Origin of the sequence: Flexibacter flexilis DSM 6793 (genome assembly GCF_900112255.1) — a bacterium.
Taxonomy (GTDB): Bacteria; Bacteroidota; Bacteroidia; order Cytophagales; family Flexibacteraceae; genus Flexibacter; species Flexibacter flexilis.
Window position 1 is genome coordinate 599,943 of the sequence record NZ_FOLE01000002.1, and the last position, 16,844, is coordinate 616,786.

The 16,844-nt window shown below is 46.0% G+C and carries 10 protein-coding genes; 6 read left to right on the plus strand and 4 right to left on the minus strand.

The window, feature by feature from the left end; all coding sequences use genetic code 11:
* The first annotated feature begins 138 nt into the window (after positions 1–138).
* The 4 genes from pckA (at position 139) to BM090_RS06355 (ending at position 9,566) form a co-directional block, all read left to right on the plus strand.
* On the plus strand, positions 139–1,740 hold the full coding sequence (gene pckA, locus BM090_RS06340) for a phosphoenolpyruvate carboxykinase (ATP) (RefSeq protein ID WP_091509382.1): 1,602 nt from the start codon (positions 139–141) through the stop codon (positions 1,738–1,740).
* A gap of 184 nt (positions 1,741–1,924) precedes the next feature.
* Complete coding sequence (fbp, locus tag BM090_RS06345) at positions 1,925–2,938, plus strand: class 1 fructose-bisphosphatase (protein WP_091509385.1); 1,014 nt, start codon at positions 1,925–1,927, stop codon at positions 2,936–2,938.
* A gap of 240 nt (positions 2,939–3,178) precedes the next feature.
* Positions 3,179–8,158, plus strand: a complete 4,980-nt coding sequence (locus BM090_RS06350) for a lamin tail domain-containing protein (RefSeq protein WP_091509388.1) — start codon at positions 3,179–3,181, stop codon at positions 8,156–8,158.
* A gap of 625 nt (positions 8,159–8,783) precedes the next feature.
* The gene (locus BM090_RS06355; RefSeq protein ID WP_091509391.1) at positions 8,784–9,566 is read left to right on the plus strand and encodes an ABC transporter substrate-binding protein; all 783 of its coding nucleotides are present in this window, start codon (positions 8,784–8,786) and stop codon (positions 9,564–9,566) included.
* Between the two features lie 58 nt (positions 9,567–9,624).
* Here BM090_RS06355 and BM090_RS06360 read toward each other — a convergent pair whose 3' ends face one another.
* The 3 genes from BM090_RS06360 to BM090_RS06370 form a co-directional block, all read right to left on the minus strand.
* The gene (locus tag BM090_RS06360) at positions 9,625–10,479 is read right to left on the minus strand and encodes a carboxypeptidase-like regulatory domain-containing protein (RefSeq protein WP_091509395.1); all 855 of its coding nucleotides are present in this window, start codon (positions 10,477–10,479) and stop codon (positions 9,625–9,627) included.
* 103 nt (positions 10,480–10,582) lie between these two features.
* A complete protein-coding gene (gene ribD / locus BM090_RS06365; RefSeq protein ID WP_091509399.1) occupies positions 10,583–11,620 on the minus strand; it encodes a bifunctional diaminohydroxyphosphoribosylaminopyrimidine deaminase/5-amino-6-(5-phosphoribosylamino)uracil reductase RibD in 1,038 nt (345 codons plus the stop codon).
* A 40-nt stretch (positions 11,621–11,660) separates the two neighbouring features.
* The gene (locus BM090_RS06370) at positions 11,661–12,545 is read right to left on the minus strand and encodes a geranylgeranylglycerol-phosphate geranylgeranyltransferase (protein ID WP_091509402.1); all 885 of its coding nucleotides are present in this window, start codon (positions 12,543–12,545) and stop codon (positions 11,661–11,663) included.
* 147 nt (positions 12,546–12,692) lie between these two features.
* Here BM090_RS06370 and coaE point away from each other — a divergent pair, with 147 nt between their 5' ends.
* Together coaE and BM090_RS06380 are read left to right on the plus strand one after the other, a co-directional pair.
* Positions 12,693–13,283 (plus strand): dephospho-CoA kinase, encoded by a 591-nt coding sequence (coaE, locus tag BM090_RS06375; protein WP_091509406.1) that lies wholly within the window; start codon positions 12,693–12,695, stop codon positions 13,281–13,283.
* A gap of 27 nt (positions 13,284–13,310) precedes the next feature.
* A complete protein-coding gene (locus BM090_RS06380) occupies positions 13,311–16,241 on the plus strand; it encodes a PD-(D/E)XK nuclease family protein (RefSeq protein WP_091509409.1) in 2,931 nt (976 codons plus the stop codon).
* On the opposite strand, the gene BM090_RS06385 is transcribed toward BM090_RS06380, so the two are convergent.
* Positions 16,194–16,793, minus strand: a complete 600-nt coding sequence (locus tag BM090_RS06385; RefSeq protein ID WP_091509413.1) for a DinB family protein — start codon at positions 16,791–16,793, stop codon at positions 16,194–16,196. The two genes, BM090_RS06380 and BM090_RS06385, sit on opposite strands and share 48 nt — an antisense overlap.
* Between the last annotated feature and the right edge of the window lie 51 nt (positions 16,794–16,844).

The following is a 16,844-nucleotide window of genomic DNA, read 5'->3' on the forward strand; positions in this document are numbered from 1 at the left end:
CACTCAATACCGACTTCTTTTTTCCTTCAAAAACATTTTTAGCACCACAAGAAGCGTAACGCCCCTTTGTAATAAGGCTATTTTGGGTGGTGTAAGAAATACTCAAACTTTTAACATAATTTCAATTCAACAACTGACATGTCATCTGTTCATTCAAACATCCTAAAAGGTGCAGCTAACTTCGCACCTTCGCAAGTATTGTGGAATCTAACACCAGCAGAATTAGTAGAGGAAGCTCTACGCAATGGTGAGGGAGTATTAGCCGACAACGGCGCATTAATGGCCGACACTGGTAAATTTACTGGTCGTTCGCCTAAAGACAAATTCGTAGTAAAAGACGCTAACACCGAAAAAACAGTTTGGTGGGGCGACGTAAACAACGTATTTGATACCAACAAATTTGAGCAACTCTACAAAGACATGGTTGCGTTCTTGGAAGGTAAGCGTGTGTATGTTCGCGAATTGATTGCTGGTGCAAATCCGTCGCACAACTTGCGTGTACGCGTGGTAAACACGGTAGCTTGGCACAACTTGTTCTGCTACAATATGTTTATCCGCCCAGCTGCTGAGCAATTGGCAGCATTTGACCCAGAGTTCACGATTTTGTGTGTACCTGAGTTTCAAGCAGACCCTGCCGTACATGGCACACGTCAATCAAACTTTGCGATTTTGGATTTTACGCGCAAAATGATTTTGATTGGTGGCACGGGCTACGCTGGCGAAATGAAAAAAGGCATTTTCGCAGTATTGAACTACATGTTGCCACACGAACAAAATGTGTTGTCTATGCACTGTTCGGCAAACATTGGTAAAGACGGTGACTCGGCTGTATTTTTTGGCTTGTCGGGTACTGGTAAAACTACGCTTTCGGCTGACCCACTTCGCAACCTTGTAGGTGACGACGAACACGGTTGGGCTGCTGACGGCATCTTTAACTTTGAAGGTGGTTGCTACGCCAAAGTAATTGACCTTTCTCGCGAAAAAGAACCGCAAATTTTCGATGCCATTCGTTTCGGTTCGATTCTCGAAAATACGCGCTTCTATCCGAACACGCGTACTCCTGATTATGCAAACAAATCAGTAACAGAAAACACTCGTACTTCTTACCCACTTCATTATATCCCAGGTGCGGTAGAACCATCGGTTGGGCCTGTTCCTAAAAATATATTCTTCCTTACAGCTGATGCTTTCGGTGTATTGCCTCCAATTTCACGCCTTACACCAGGCCAAGCGATGTATCACTTCATTTCGGGTTATACCGCAAAAGTGGCTGGTACAGAAGTAGGCGTAGTAGAACCACAAACAACGTTCTCGGCTTGTTTCGGTCAGGCTTTCTTGCCTTTGCACCCAACTCGCTACGCTGCGATGCTCGGCCAAAAAATCAGCGAAAATAAAGTAAACGTATGGCTTGTAAACACTGGCTGGTCTGGTGGTAGCTATGGCGTTGGTAGCCGCATCAAATTGCCTTACACTCGTGCCCTTATTACGGCGGCATTGTCTGGCGAATTGGACAAAGTGAGCTTTACCAAACACCCAGTATTCGGTGTGGAAATGCCTGATAGCTGCCCTAACGTACCAACAGAGTTGTTGCACCCACGCAACACGTGGTCAGACAAAGCCGCTTACGACGAAAAAGCACAACAATTAGCGAAAGCATTTGCCGATAACTTTGAAAAATTCAGCGATTTCGCAACAGAAGAAATGTTAGCGGGTGCGCCTAAAGTAGGAGTTTTGGACTAATAACCATTGATTTTAGACAAAAACAGAATTTCTATGAAAGGCAATCGCGCTTGTACAACGACACAGGTGTAAAGTGTTGAATTGCTCCCAACCACTCTTTTTTTTACTACGTTTTCTTTCGGGAAAACGTAGTGTTAACTTCTGTTCAATTGTTTAATTATCAAAACGTTATCGTTGCAAAGCTATGCTATCTGAAGAAGACATTGCAGTCCCCGTAGGGACTACCCTTGACCGCTTCATTATGCGCAAGCAAGAAGCGTTTCCGTATGCTACTGGCGAGCTTTCGCAGTTGATTCGTGATATAGCCTTAGCCTCTAAGATTATCAATCGCGAAATTAACCGCGCAGGGCTTATCAATATAGCGGGCATGTACGGAACACAAAACATACAAGGCGAAGAACAACAAAAGTTGGATGTAATCGCTGACGTGCGTTTTATCCGTGCCCTCAAAAATGGCGGCGAAGTATGTGCCATCATTTCGGAAGAACAAGATAAGATTATTGATACGGGCAATCGCCATGGCAAATATGTGGTGGCTCTTGACCCGCTGGACGGTTCGTCGAATATCGACGTAAACGTCTCGATTGGAAGTATATTTTCGGTGTATCGCCGTGTAACGCCTGTTGGCACTGTGCCTAACGAAACCGATGTATTGCAGTCGGGTCGCAAACAAGTAGCCGCTGGCTATGTGTTGTATGGCTCTTCTACGATGTTGGTTTATACCACAGGGCATGGCGTGCATGGTTTCACTTACGATGCTTCGCTGGGTGAGTTCTTTTTGTCTCACACCGAAATCAAAATTCCAGAGAAAGGGAAAATATTCTCTTACAACGAAGGAAACTACGACGATTTCTCACCAGCGATACAATCGTACATTACGGACTGTAAAACTCGCCGTTATTCGGGGCGTTATATTGGTTCGTTAGTGGCTGATTTTCACCGTAATATGCTCAAAGGCGGAATTTATTTGTACCCTCCAACGCAAAAAGCTCCAAACGGAAAATTGCGTTTGTTGTACGAATGTTATCCGTTGGCGATGCTCATTGAGCAAGCAGGCGGCATGGCCACAGACGGCAAACAGCCGATTTTGGACATCGTGCCAACCGACTTGCATCAGCGCACGCCACTGTATATCGGCTCGGCGGACATGGTTCGCACCGTAACGCAAGGTTTGGAAACCGAATATGCAGCACAATAACACACAAGGATTTATTTGCGAAAAATAAATATTAGGGAATATCAAATTTGGTGTTTGGTTGTGTTTACCCCGTCAGGACTTTGTCTGGACGGGGTTTTTTGTTGTTTAAAGAAAATTCGCTTCTGATTTTTAGCTCAAACAAAGAGTTTATATAGTTTTCATTCTGATAACATACCGCTAATACAAATATATTCTGTGGCTTGCCTTCAAAACTTGCCAAAAAAAATTTAGTTTAGCAGCATGAAAAAACTTTTATTAGCTTGTCTATATATGTGTTTGGGCGGCGGTGTGGCTCATGCACAACTTACGGATACATTCGCCGACGGCGACTTTACCAGCAATCCCACTTGGAGCGGCGATGCAGCGGATTTTACGGTAGCTTCCGAAAAATTGCGTTCCAATTCGGCTACGGCCAACGCTACTTTTGCGCTGAGCACTCCTTCCACACTGGCCACGCAAGCGCAATGGGATTTTTCTATTGAATTACAATTCAACACGTCCAGCACCAATTACGTGGACATTTGGCTCACGGCTTCCGAAGCCGACCTCAAATCCACGACCAACGAAGGATATTTTGTGCGCATCGGCAACACCGCCGACGAGATTAGCCTTTACAAAAAAGTAGGCACTACCAGCACCAAACTCATCGACGGAACGGACGGCGTTACTAATTTTTCATCTAACAGTTTCCGCATTTTCGTCACCCGCGATGCGGCAAACCTCTGGACGCTCAAACACGCACCTGTTAGCTCTTCGGCTTTCACCACCGAAGGCACAGCCACCGACGCCAGTTTTACGACCAGTGCTTATTTCGGGTTTTCAATAAAACAATCTACGGCCTCGTTTTTCAGCAAACATTTTTTTGATGAAATAAACGTTGGCAATTTGGTCATAGACACGCAATTCCCTGACCTTTCATCGGTTACGGTGCAGTCGGCCAATACGTTGCGTTTGGTATTTAATGAAGCTGTACTTTCGGACTCTGCCCAAATCGCCAGCAACTACACCGTAAACAATGGCGTAGGCGTGGCCACGAGTGCTGTCATGGATGGCGCGTATGCGGTGTTACTTACTTTCGCAAACAATTTCGCGGCCAACCAACTTTCTACCCTGACCGTTACAGACATTGCAGACCTGAGTGGTAACGTAATGCCTATCGAAGCAGAAATTAATTTCACGTATGTACCGCCTTACGTGGCGCAATACCGCGACATTGTGATTAACGAAATTTTTGCCGACGAAACCCCACAAATTGGGTTGCCTGCGGCGGAATTTTTGGAACTTTATAACGCCTCCACTACACAAGCCATTAACCTACAAGGCTTTGTCCTTTCCGACGCGACGGGTAGCATCACGTTGCCCAGCTACACCATGCAGCCCAACAGTTATTTGGTGCTTTGCGCCACCTCGCAAGTAGCTAATTTTCAAGCGTATGGAAATGTGTTGGGTGTTTCGCTCCCAAGCCTCAACAACACAGGCGAGTTACTGACGCTCAAAAATGCGGCGGGTACGGTGCTCGATGCCGTAGATTACAAAACCGCTTGGTACAACGATGCCGTAAAAGCCAACGGCGGTTGGAGTTTGGAACAAATCAATCCCCTGACGCTTTGCACGGGTTCTAATAACTGGACGGCTTCCGTAAATCCTGCGGGCGGCACGCCAGCCACCGCCAATTCTGTGCTAAACACTGCGCCTGATGTGGTTGCGCCGCTTATTTCGGCGGTTACGGTACTTTCCAGCAATCAACTACAAATCACTTTCAACGAACGCATGGACAGCACCAGCCTCCAAACGGGTGCTTACGCAATTTCGGGCGGTTTGTCGGTGGCTACTGCAAAATCTGTTTATCCAGACTATAAAATTGCCTTGCTTACGTTGGCCTCGCCGCTTACGGCTGGTTTGTTGTATGAACTCAATATCAGCAACGTAAAAGATTGTATCGGAAATCTTATTGGAACAAATACAAATACTTTTGGTTTGGGCGCAAAAGCAGCGTATAACGAGTTGGTGATTAGCGAAATTTTTGCCGACGAAACCCCACAAGTTGGTTTGCCTTTGTACGAGTTTTTGGAAATAACAAACCGCTCAGCCAAAGTCATTGATATTGGCGGAATGTTGGTAGCTGATACATCAGGCGGTGGACATTTACCCACCAACACGACTTTATTACCCAACGAAAAAGTAATCGTATGCGGCACGACGGCTGCCAGCCAGTACGCTACATTTGGCCGCACTTTTGGCATTTCAAATTTCCCGTCCTTGAATAATACAGGCGAAACGCTGCTTTTGCGTAACACAGATGGCACTTTGGTTTTTGCGGTTACTTATTCGGATACATGGTATCAGGACGAAGTGAAAAAACAAGGCGGCTGGACATTAGAAATGATTGATACACAAAATCCGTGTGGCGGTGCAAGCAACTGGCGAGCTTCCTACAACACCAATGGAGGAACGCCTGCGGCCACTAACAGCATAGTCGCCTCCAACCCCGACAACACGCCGCCACAACTCACAGGCGTACAAGTGCTTTCGGCTACGCAAATTGTCGCCATTTTCAGTGAACCACTGGACAGTTTGCAAGCACTTTCGGCTACTTACCAAATTAGCGGCGGTATTGGTGTAAACGCTGCAACGGTGCGCCGTTACCAATACGACCGCGTTTATATTACCTATTCGGGAACGTTGGTTACAGGTGAATTTTACACTTTCACGGCTTCTAACGTCCGTGATTGCGCGGGCAACCTACAAACTTCCACCACTTATAGTTTTGGACAAGGCGCAAAACCTGCTTATAACGAGTTGGTGATTAGTGAAATATTAGCCGACGAAACGCCGCAAGTTGGTTTGCCGCAATACGAATTTTTGGAATTAACTAACCGCTCTAATCGTATTTTGGATGTGAGTGGAATGTTGGTAGCCGATACATCAGGCGGCGGACACTTACCCGCCAACACGACTTTATTACCCAACGAAAAAGTAATCGTATGCGGCACGACGGCGGCCAGCCAATACGCGCCATTGGGTCGCACGTTTGGCATTGCAAGTTTCCCGTCCCTGAACAATTCGGGCGAAACCTTGCTACTGCGTAACACGGACGGCACATTGGTATTTGCGGTTACTTACTCGGATGCGTGGTATCAGGACGAAGTGAAAAAACAAGGCGGCTGGGCATTAGAAATGATTGATACACAAAATCCGTGTGGCGGCGCAAGCAACTGGCGAGCTTCCAACAACGCCAACGGAGGAACGCCTGCCGCTACCAACAGCGTAGCAGGCACAAACCCCGACAACACACCGCCACAACTCACAGGCGTACAAGTGCTTTCGGCTACGCAATTGGTGGCCATTTTCAACGAACCGCTGGACAGCTTGCAAGCTCTTTCAGCTGCTTATCAAATTAGCGGCGGCATTAGCGTAAGCAATGCTACGGTGCGCCGCTACCAATACGACCGCATTTACGTTACGTTTTCGGGGGCGTTGGTGGCTAGACAAACTTATACGTTTACGGCTTCTAACGTTCGCGACTGCGCGGGCAACCTACAATCTTCTACGACCGTCAATTTTGGGCAAGGTCGCCAACCGCTTTGGCACGAATTACTGATTACGGAGATTTACGCCGACGAATCGCCTTCGATGGGTTTGCCCGAATACGAATTTTTGGAGTTATACAACAACACGGATTTGACTATTAGCCTAGACGGTTGTACGCTTTCCGACGCGACGAGTAGGGTAAAATTGCCGTCCGTGAATTTGTTGCCACGCCAACGCGTCATTGTGTGCGGCACGTCTGCCCAAACCGCTTACAGTGCCTACGGTACGGCTTACGGCATTTCGAGCTTCCCGACCCTGAACAGTTCGGGCGACAACATGAGCATTCGCAACGCCGCAGGCCAGTTGATTTGCAGCGTAAATTATACAGATGATTGGTACGGCGATGCCGCCAAAGCCGATGGTGGTTGGAGTTTGGAAATGGTGGATACACAAAATCCGTGCGGCGGTGCAAGCAATTGGCGAGCTTCCGAAAACCCGCAAGGCGGAACGCCTGCCGCGCCTAATAGCATAGCAGCTTCCAACCCCGACAACACACCGCCCCAAATCCTGACGGCCAGTGTGTTAGATGCCCAAACCCTGCAACTGCAATTTTCGGAGGCACTCGACAGTGCCGCGACTGCTTCCAGCGCAACGGTATTTAGCATCGACAACGGCCTGACCGTTACCAGCCAAACCATACCCGCCGCCCAATTCGATGTAGTAACGCTGCATTTGGCTGCGCCAATGGATTATAACAAAGTTTATACGCTTACTATCAGCAACTTAAAAGATTGTGCAGGCAACGTGGCGGCCACCGCTTCCATTACGTTTGTGCGCCCTGAGCCTGCCGATACGTCCGATATTTTATTGAATGAAGTGCTATTCAATCCGCCTACTTCGGGCGTGGATTTTGTGGAACTTTACAACCACAGCAACAAATACATTGACCTGAAAGGCTGGGCTTTGGCTAATTGGTCGGATAATGTTTTGAGTAATATTAAAACCATTACCCAAACCTATATTTTGCCGCCCGCCGACTACGTGGCCATTACCACCGACAAAAACGCCACGCGCCGCGATTTTCCCAAAGCCATTGAATCCAAAATGTTGGAAATGCCGTCCCTGCCTTCTTATAACGACGGCGACGGAACGGTAATTCTGGTAAATCCACAAGGCAAAATCGTACAGCGTTTTGATTATGATGAAAAATTCCACTTCCCGCTGCTCGACGATGTGAATGGCGTTTCGCTGGAACGTATCTCTTTTGATGCGCCCGTAAATCAGCCAAGCAGTTGGCAATCTGCCGCCGCCAATGCGGGTTATGGTACGCCTACATTGCCCAACTCGCAGCGCATCAACAACCTGACTTCGTCGGGGACAATGACCATCGAGCCGAAAGCCTTTACACCCGACAACGACGGCGACCGCGATTTTACGACCATTCGTTACAAATTTAATTCGGGCAACGCCACCATCAATCTAAGTATTTATGATGACCAAGGCCGACTTGTTCGCCGCTTGGCTCAAAATCAGTTGGTTGGTTCGGAAGGTTTCTACACTTGGGACGGTGCTTTTGACAATGGCCAAAAAGCCCGCATCGGTTTGTATATGATGCTAATGGAAATTACAGAACCCAACGGCCACAAAGCCAGCTACAAGGAAAGTGTAGCGGTTGGTGCAAAATTCTAATGCCATTACTTCCCAACAAAAAAGCCTCTTGATATTTTTCAAGGGGCTTTTTTGTTTAAATAAACGCCCTTCCGCGACTGCTGTTAAAGTCCTCCCCTTGGGGAGGATTTAGGAGGGGTTTGAATATATCCCTTCCTAAATTCCTGTTATTACTTTGTGGACTTCTGTTATTACTTGGTGGATTCCTGTTATTGCTTCCGCGACTTCTGTTAAAGTCCTCCCCTTGGGGAGGATTTAGGAGGGGTTTGAATATATCCCTTCCTAAATTCCTGTTATTGCTTTGTGGACTTCTGTTATTGCTTGGTGGATTCCTGTTATTGCTTCCGCGACTTCTGTTAAAGTCCTCCCCTTGGGGAGGATTTAGGAGGGGTTTGAATATATCCCTTCCGCGACTTCTGTTAAAGTCCTTCCCTTGGGGAGGATTTAGGAGGGGTTTGAATATATCCCTTCCGCGACTTCTGTTAAAGTCCTTCCCTTGGGGAGGATTTAGGAGGGGTTTTGAATATTCTTCACTCATAATTCCTGTTATCCTTCAGAATTTTAACGTAAGAGAGTGGTCTATATTTATCTTTGAACAATCTTTACATTGCCAATCATTTGCAATCAATTTTTATCAGAGAATAAAATGCCTACCATCACCGACCAAATGGGGCGGCAAGTACTTTGTCCCCAACACCCGCAACGCATTATTTCTTTAGTGCCTTCCCAGACCGAATTACTAATGGATTTGGGCTTGGGCAATAGACTTGTTGGCCGAACAAAATTCTGCATTCACCCAGCCGACCAGTTGGCCAATATTACGGTCATTGGCGGCACAAAAAACTTTCGATTCGAGCAAATAGACGCACTTTCTCCTGATTTAATTATCGGCAACAAAGAAGAAAATTATGAAGAGGGCATTGCGGCTTTAGCTGAAAAATACCCAGTGCTAATGTCGGACATTTTCACGCTCACCGACGCGCTGCAAATGATACAAATGGTCGGTACAGCCACAGGCACAGCCCCGCAAACCGCTGATTTGCTACAAAAAATTGAACAAGAATTTAATTTATTAATGCAGGCACAAACAGCACCCAAACGCGTCTTGTATTTGATTTGGAAAAATCCGTACATGGCCGCAGGCGGCAACACTTTTATTTCGGACATGATTAGCCGTATGGGTTGGCATAATGTTTTAGGCGATACGGAGCGTTACCCGCAACTCACCGACGCACAAATACAAGCCCTGCAACCCGATGTTATTTTACTTTCGTCTGAGCCTTATCCGTTTAGTTTGTCCAAAGATGCTGCTGCATTGGAAGATTTATGTCCTTCGGCCCAAGTGTTGCTTGTCGATGGCGAAATGTTTTCGTGGTACGGAAGCCGCCTTCGGTTTGCGCCACGTTATTTGATGGATTTATTATCCTAAAAATATAAAGCCCGACCTCTTAAGAGGTCGGGCTTTATATTTTATTCAATTAAACTGATTACTGAGCAGGGGTAGAAAGAATATCACCCAAGTTAGTTATGCCATTAGCATAAAGTTTAATGTTTGTAACTTTATTAGTTGTAGACGTAGATGGATCTAAACGGAAAATATAATTTTTATTATCACCTGATTTAGTTGCCAAATAATCTTCCATTACAAAATTTGCACTGATAGATCCATCAGTTGTTGGGTATAAGTTTGGAATGTCAATAACACCACCATCACCGCTGTAAGCAATAACAACAGTTGGTTCGATACTTACAGACGTTAGTTTACCCAAGCCAGTACCTTTGTCATAGTTAGCGGTGTTGTAAATTACACGCACTTTGTTATCTGCTGGCAACAAGTTTGTTCCAGCAGGCTCAACAGTAGGAAGACTTGGGTTGATTGTAAAATTACCATAGATACGAGCCTGAAGTGTAGCTGATTTTGGATATACCGCAACTTTAGAAGCAGCAAATTGTACTTGATCAGAATCACCAGCTGCTACAGTTGGAGTAAGATCTGATGTAAAGTTTACAGTAGAATAACCAGATACCTTTACAAAGCCACTTACAGTACCTGGAGATACGTTCGTGAATGTAGCAATACCGTCTTCTGTTACAGGAGCAGAAGATACTTTACCACTTGCGCTTGTAATCGTAACTACAGCACCAGCAACACCCGCAACTTTACCGCCAGTAGCACTAACTGGGTTTACAACTTGTACTGAGTAAGTAATTTTAATACGTCCGTTAGGTACGTTGTTTTCTGCCACTACTGCAGGAGGGTTTACATCTTCATTGTCGCAAGATGCTGTGAAAAGCATACCACCCATCATAAGTGCCAAAACGTAGCTGTTTAATTTTTTCATAATACTGAAAAGGAGAAATTGGTTTGAAAAATTAAAATAGTTGATTGTGAAAAGTATTCGCCATAAAAGGCATTACGGCCACAATGTTAAACAAAAAAATGTATTATAACGTATTTTTATACCTGAAAAATTGATTTTCTTTGATATTTTCTACGGAAGTAGGCTTTTGGGGTAAGATAGGCGCAGCAATACCATTACCAAAGTTTTCGTTACCAACGAACTGCATTGCCTCATCCCAGTAATTTTCCTGTACAAACATTTGTAGCAGTTGACTACCGCCTTCCACCACTATCGCCTGAATTTTATGCAAATACAAGGCCTCTCCTATCTGAACAGCACTAGTGCGTTCTGTGTGTAGAGCAATGTATTCCACCATTTCCGATGAGTGTTCGGGCAATTCCTTACAAAGAACCAATGTGCGTTGCTTTCCGTCAAAAAGATGCAAATGGCGCGGCAAACGATTATGCCAATCCAGCACCACGCGCACAGGATTACGGCCTTGCCAGTCGCGGGCATTAAGTTGCGGATTATCATAAAATGCTGTTTGCGTCCCGACCAAAATTGCGTCTTCTTCCGTGCGCCATTTGTGTACGAGTTTACGTGCCAGTGCATTGCTAATCCATTTAGAATCAAAGTTTTCTCGCGCTACAAAACCGTCTGGCGTTTGTGCCCATTTGAGCGTAATGTACGGACGTTTTTTTTCCATAAAACACAAAAAACGGCGATTCAACTCACGCCCTTCAGCTTCCAAAATACCCGTAATTACTTCTATTCCAGCGTTTCGCAACTTGTCGAGGCCTTTGCCAGCCACTAACGGATTGGGGTCGTAGTTACAAACCACCACGCGCCGCACGCCACTACTCACCAACAAATCCGCGCAAGGTGGCGTTTTGCCAAAATGCGAGCATGGCTCAAGTGTTACATAAACCGTTGCTTCTTGGAGTAATTCTTTATTAGTAACACTGTTTACAGCGTTTACTTCGGCGTGCGCCTGTCCGTAACGTTTGTGCCAACCTTCGCCAATAATCTGACCATTGGCTACAATCACGCAACCGACCAAAGGGTTTGGACTGACGTGTCCCGCGCCCAACGTGGCCAACTCTAAGGCACGGCGCATATATAATTCGTGATTTTCTTCCATTTTTGGGTAATCTACTAACCTTATCGGTTCAATATTCTTTTTAAACAAAAAGCATCGTCACCACGCCCAACAGCATGAGTATTTTGCAAAAGCTGCTCAAATACCGATAATCTCGGATTTTGTCGGCGGCTACCAGTTTTCGGATAAAATAAACGAGCGGCAAAGCCAGCCCCAGCAAATAATACATCGCCAAAGTGGGCAACTTGTACGCGCCAATCGGCAGTCCCAACCCAAAACCGACGGCCAGCACCACCAAAAGCCATTTGGTACGGCGTATGCCCCACACGATGGGCAGCGTGCGACAACCGTAACGCGCATCGCCGCGCATATCTTCCATGTCTTTGACGATTTCGCGAATCAGCGAAACCAAAAACGCATAACCCGCAAACAAGCCAATCATTAACAACCTATTTTGGAAATAATAAGCAGGCAACCACACCGCCAAAGCCGACATAGCCGCCACCGCCACATTGCCCCAAAGCGGTTGGCGTTTGAGAAAATTAGAATAAAACCACAGCACAAAGGCCGACCCTGTTACGATAAGTCCCATTTTTGTACCCAACCCAAAAGCCAAGAAAATGCCTAAAAATGTGCAGATTAGGTGTAAAACAATGGCAATACGGCGTTTGAGATGGCGGTCGATGACCACGCGACTGGGTTTGTTGATAATGTCTATTTTGATGTCGTAATAATCGTTGATAATGTAGCCGCCTGCCGTTACGAGCACCGTTGCGGCAATCAGCATCCACAGCGAAGGTTTGAGCAATTGCGGTAGCCAATCCGTTCCCGCAGGCCGAACCACCACGCCCACAATGGCTTGCGTGAGTGCCACAATCAGCAAATTGGTGGCGCGTACCAGTCGCAAAATGGCAGGCAACGAAAAATTTTGGGGTTGTTGTTGGTTGGATTGGATACGGCTGTACATATTTTTGGTAGCGGGGAAAGTGGTATGGCAAATGGCAGCAAATATAACAAAGGATTGATGCAGCCCAACGCCTCATTGCAAATACTTGCTGCGATTCTTTCTCTAAATTTTCTTAGGTTTGGGTAAAATTTTCGGGACAAATTAGAAATGCTACAAATAGGAATTACGGGCGGAATCGGGACAGGAAAAAGTTTGGTGTGTGCGATGTTTGCGGAATTGGGCGCACCCATTTACGACGCCGACACGGCAGCGCGTGAACTCATGAACAACGACCCAACCATTAAAGAAGGTGTAATCAAACATTTTGGTGCGGAATGTTATAACTCCGACGGGCTTAATCGTGCGTATTTGGCTAAAATTGTTTTCTCTGACAGTCAGAAAGTTAAGGTGCTCAATGGCATCGTTCATCCGCGCGTAGGCGAGCATTACGTACAATGGCGCGAAAGCCAAACCGCTCCGTACATTTTGAAAGAAGCGGCCTTAATGTATGAGTCGGGTTCGTGGGAAATGCTCGACAAAGTGGCCGTAGTTACAGCCCCGCTACCCGTGCGGCTGGAGCGTATTCGCCGCCGTGACCCACACCGCACCGAAGCCGAAATCTTGGGAATTATTAGCAAGCAAATGCCCGAAGACCAGAAAATCGCGCGTGCGGATTACCTCATCAACAACGACGGAGAAACGCCGCTTCAACCCCAAATCATGGCCTTACATCAGCGTTGGGCGCAAGGACAGTTCTAACTTTTCTCTAAAAATCACGTCGCTTTTATGATGCAAACTCCGTTTCTCAAACAACTGGCTCAGAGCCTTTTGGCCAAGCATGGCAACCAACTTTCAGATATTTGTTTGGTGTTCCCCAACAACCGCGCAGGCGTTTTTTTCAGGCGTTTTTTGTCCGAAAGCACCGACAAACCCGTTTGGTCGCCTGTGATTCTGAGTATCGGCGATTTGGTGGCGCGTCATTCGGCCTATATCAAACCCGACAAACTCACGCTGGCTTTTGATTTGTTTGAAGCGTATAACACACTTTTTAAGAAAAAATTTGGGCAAGAACAGACCTTCGAAAAGTTTTATTTTTGGGGAGAAATGTTGCTCAAAGATTTTGATGAAATAGATAAAAATCTCATCGACGCGGCGCGTTTATTCGAGGATTTGAGCGAACAAAAAGAGCTTGATTTTACGTTTGAAGATTTCTTGGACGAAGACCAAAAACATTTGATTCAATCGTTTTGGAGCAGCTTTCAGGCCGATCAGCGCGGTTCTGATTTCAGAGAGCAATTCCTGCAAATGTGGCGAATGTTGCCAGAAGTGTATGAGTTGTTCAAACAAAAGTTAGTCGAGAAAGGCCGCGCCTACGAAGGCATGATGTTTCGGGAACTTTCCGAAAAAATGCAAAACACAGATTTTACGCCATTGTGGTCAAACGTTATTTTTGCGGGCTTCAGTGTGCTCACGCGCTCGGAGTTGAATTTGATAGAAGCCTTTGTAAAACGTGGCGGTGATGCTTTTTGGGACGTAGATGCGCATTATGTGAGCAGTTCGCGGCAAGAAGCGGGTATGCCTTTTCGGAAAATCGCTAAAAACCCGATACTCAAAAACACGTTGCCCGACCCACTGCCCAACCATTTTCAGCCCGAAACCGAAAGCAAGCAAATTGAACTTATCGGTGTTCCGCTACAAGCCGCACAAGGCAAAGTAGTCGGCGAATTGCTTTCGCAACTGCCTGCGCCAGATTTGCGCCTTAATACGTTGGTGGTGTTGCCGAGTCAGTCACTTTTGTTCCCGATGCTGCACGCATTACCCCAAAACATTGCCAGAATCAATGTTACGTTGGGTTATCCGATTCGTAGCACGCCCGTGTATAGTTTGTTTTTGCATTTGAGGTCTTTGCACAAAACCGCCAAAATCAGTGCCAACGGCAACGCCGCATTTTTCTACAAACCTGTTTTGGACTTGTTGCGCCACCCCTTTATTTTGTATTATAACAACATGAAGGCTGTGGCCAATATTCGCGACATTGAGGAAAGTAACCGTATTTATACTTCGCTTTTCAGGCTCAAAGAGCAAGACGATTTTTATAGTTTGTTGTTCAGGCCGATAGCCGACACCGACGCGCTTTTTGAGTATTTGCTTACGCTTTTCCCAATGTTGGCCACGAGTATGCGCGGCAGCCTCAACGAAGACAGCCACACGATGGAAGAGGAATATTTGTTTGTGGCGTACACGCAAATTCAGGCGTTTCGGAACTTGCTCACGGAGCGAAAAATTACGATTCCGCTCGAAAATGCGTGGGTTTTGCTCAAAAAAATGATTGAATCGTTGAGCATTCCGTTTCGTGGCGAACCGCTCGAAGGCTTGCAGGTAATGGGTTTGTTGGAAAGTCAAACGCTTGATTTTGAGAATATTATCATTCCTGCCATGAACGAAGGCCAGTTGCCGCCCACACCGCCGCAAGGTTCGTTTATTCCTATCAATATTCGCCGCGCTTATGGGCTGCATTCGCCCGAAGAACACGACGCGCAATATGCCTATTATTTTTACAGGCTTTTGCATAAAGCAAAGCGTATCTATCTGATACACAACACCGAATCGACCGCCGACCTGAAAAGCGAAATTAGCCGTTTGGCTTATCAGGTGCAGTTTGAATTGGGCTATCCCGTTACGATTCGGACGGCTTCGGCGCAGGCCATGCCGCTTGCCCCAACGCCGATAAGCATCCCGAAAACAGGCGAAGTAAAAGCATTGTTAGAGAATTTTTTAACCAAAAATAATCAGGAAAAAAGACGTTTAACGCCTTCGGGTATCAATATGTACCTGAATTGTTCGCTGCAATTTTATTTTGCTCAAATTGCACAATTACAAGAACCTGAAACTGTTTCGGAAAGTATAGATGCAGCCACTTTCGGCAATTTGCTACACGAAACAATGCAGTATTTGTATGTGCGGTTGCGGGCAAAGAAAAAAAATAGAGATGTAGAGGCGCAAGATTTTGAAACGTTATTTAGCTGGATTCCAGAGATTTTTGCGGAAGTTTTTCGAAAAGAATTTGATATTCCGCAAAAAGAAGAAATTATCTGGGAAGGTAAAAATCTGATTATCAGAAATGTAATTTACAAATATGTTCGCCAAATCCTGAAAATAGATAGCACGTACGCGCCGTTTGAGATTTTGGGCTTGGAAAGCGGCAAAGATTATCTACATGATTTCCCGCTTACAGTCGATGGGCAGCCGCAAGCCGTACAGCTCAAAGGCATCATTGACCGCATAGACCGCAAAGGCAATTTGGTGCGCGTGTTGGACTACAAAACGGGGAAAGAAGAAATGTATTTTTCGGAGATGGAAGAGCTTTTCAAATCGGGGGTGCCCAAAAAAGCCATCATGCAGACGTTTTTTTATGGTTTGCTCTACTACGAAACGCAACCCGAAGCCCGCGACGCGGAAACGGTTTTGAATGTGGGGCTGGTGCTCACGCGCGATCTTTTCGACAAAGAATATTCCGCCGAAAATTCCTATAAATTTGAAATGGGGGCAAAAGCTCCGCGCCAACGCCTGAGCGAAATCTCGCATCTTTTGCCCGAATTTAAACAGCTTTTGGAAGGGACGTTATCCGAAATTTTTGATGATACGCAGGCTTTTACCCAAACCGACGATTTATCGCGTTGTGTTTATTGTGCTTACAAATCGCTGTGTCATAGGTAGTTCTGGCAAGTTTCGGTTTGCTTGCTGAATGTGGCGTTCGTTGTGCGTAATCAGAAATTCGAGTGCGTCGGAAAGGTACAAATGCAGAAACGGCGCAATCGAAATCGGGATACGGGCGCGTGTAATGTCGCGGTCGCGTGCCTGCAACAGCAGTTTTTGGAGTTGTTCTTGTTGGGCAATAAAAGTGGCTACGACGGCCAGCGCGTCGAGTTGAGGAGAAGGCGAATGTTTTTTAACGGCCTTGTAGTTTTTCTTCGATTGCGTAACGTCCATGGAGCGCACCGCCCAACGCCCCAGCCACGAGGTTTTAAGTAACTGATTTTCATTGCTTACCGCCGATTTTTGGATAGCTTTTTCAAACAAAGGCAAATAATGAACACCGTAAGTATTGAGGTGTTCGAGGCATTGCGCCACGCTCCAACCACCTGAAGCAGAAGGCCATAGCAGTAAATCGGGCAAGGTATTTTGATAAACAGTAATGGCCTGTTGCAAATGATTTTCGGTTTGGGCGTAAAGGCGGTCGATGAGCGAAAATTTATCTTGTGTATTCATAACAAAGCATTGTTTGGGGTGAATGTTTCATTTTTACAAAGGCAAATTTCG

What these genes read in the sequence shown, in the direction of transcription:
- pckA (WP_091509382.1), top strand. Translation starts at nt 139, where the DNA reads ATGTCATCTGTTCATTCAAACATCCTAAAAGGTGCAGCTAACTTCGCA.
- BM090_RS06350 (WP_091509388.1), top strand. Translation starts at nt 3,179, where the DNA reads ATGAAAAAACTTTTATTAGCTTGTCTATATATGTGTTTGGGCGGCGGT.
- fbp (WP_091509385.1), top strand. Translation starts at nt 1,925, where the DNA reads ATGCTATCTGAAGAAGACATTGCAGTCCCCGTAGGGACTACCCTTGAC.
- BM090_RS06380 (WP_091509409.1), top strand. Translation starts at nt 13,311, where the DNA reads ATGATGCAAACTCCGTTTCTCAAACAACTGGCTCAGAGCCTTTTGGCC.
- ribD (WP_091509399.1), bottom strand. Translation starts at nt 11,620, where the DNA reads ATGGAAGAAAATCACGAATTATATATGCGCCGTGCCTTAGAGTTGGCC.
- BM090_RS06385 (WP_091509413.1), bottom strand. Translation starts at nt 16,793, where the DNA reads ATGAATACACAAGATAAATTTTCGCTCATCGACCGCCTTTACGCCCAA.
- BM090_RS06360 (WP_091509395.1), bottom strand. Translation starts at nt 10,479, where the DNA reads ATGAAAAAATTAAACAGCTACGTTTTGGCACTTATGATGGGTGGTATG.
- BM090_RS06370 (WP_091509402.1), bottom strand. Translation starts at nt 12,545, where the DNA reads ATGTACAGCCGTATCCAATCCAACCAACAACAACCCCAAAATTTTTCG.
- coaE (WP_091509406.1), top strand. Translation starts at nt 12,693, where the DNA reads ATGCTACAAATAGGAATTACGGGCGGAATCGGGACAGGAAAAAGTTTG.
- BM090_RS06355 (WP_091509391.1), top strand. Translation starts at nt 8,784, where the DNA reads ATGCCTACCATCACCGACCAAATGGGGCGGCAAGTACTTTGTCCCCAA.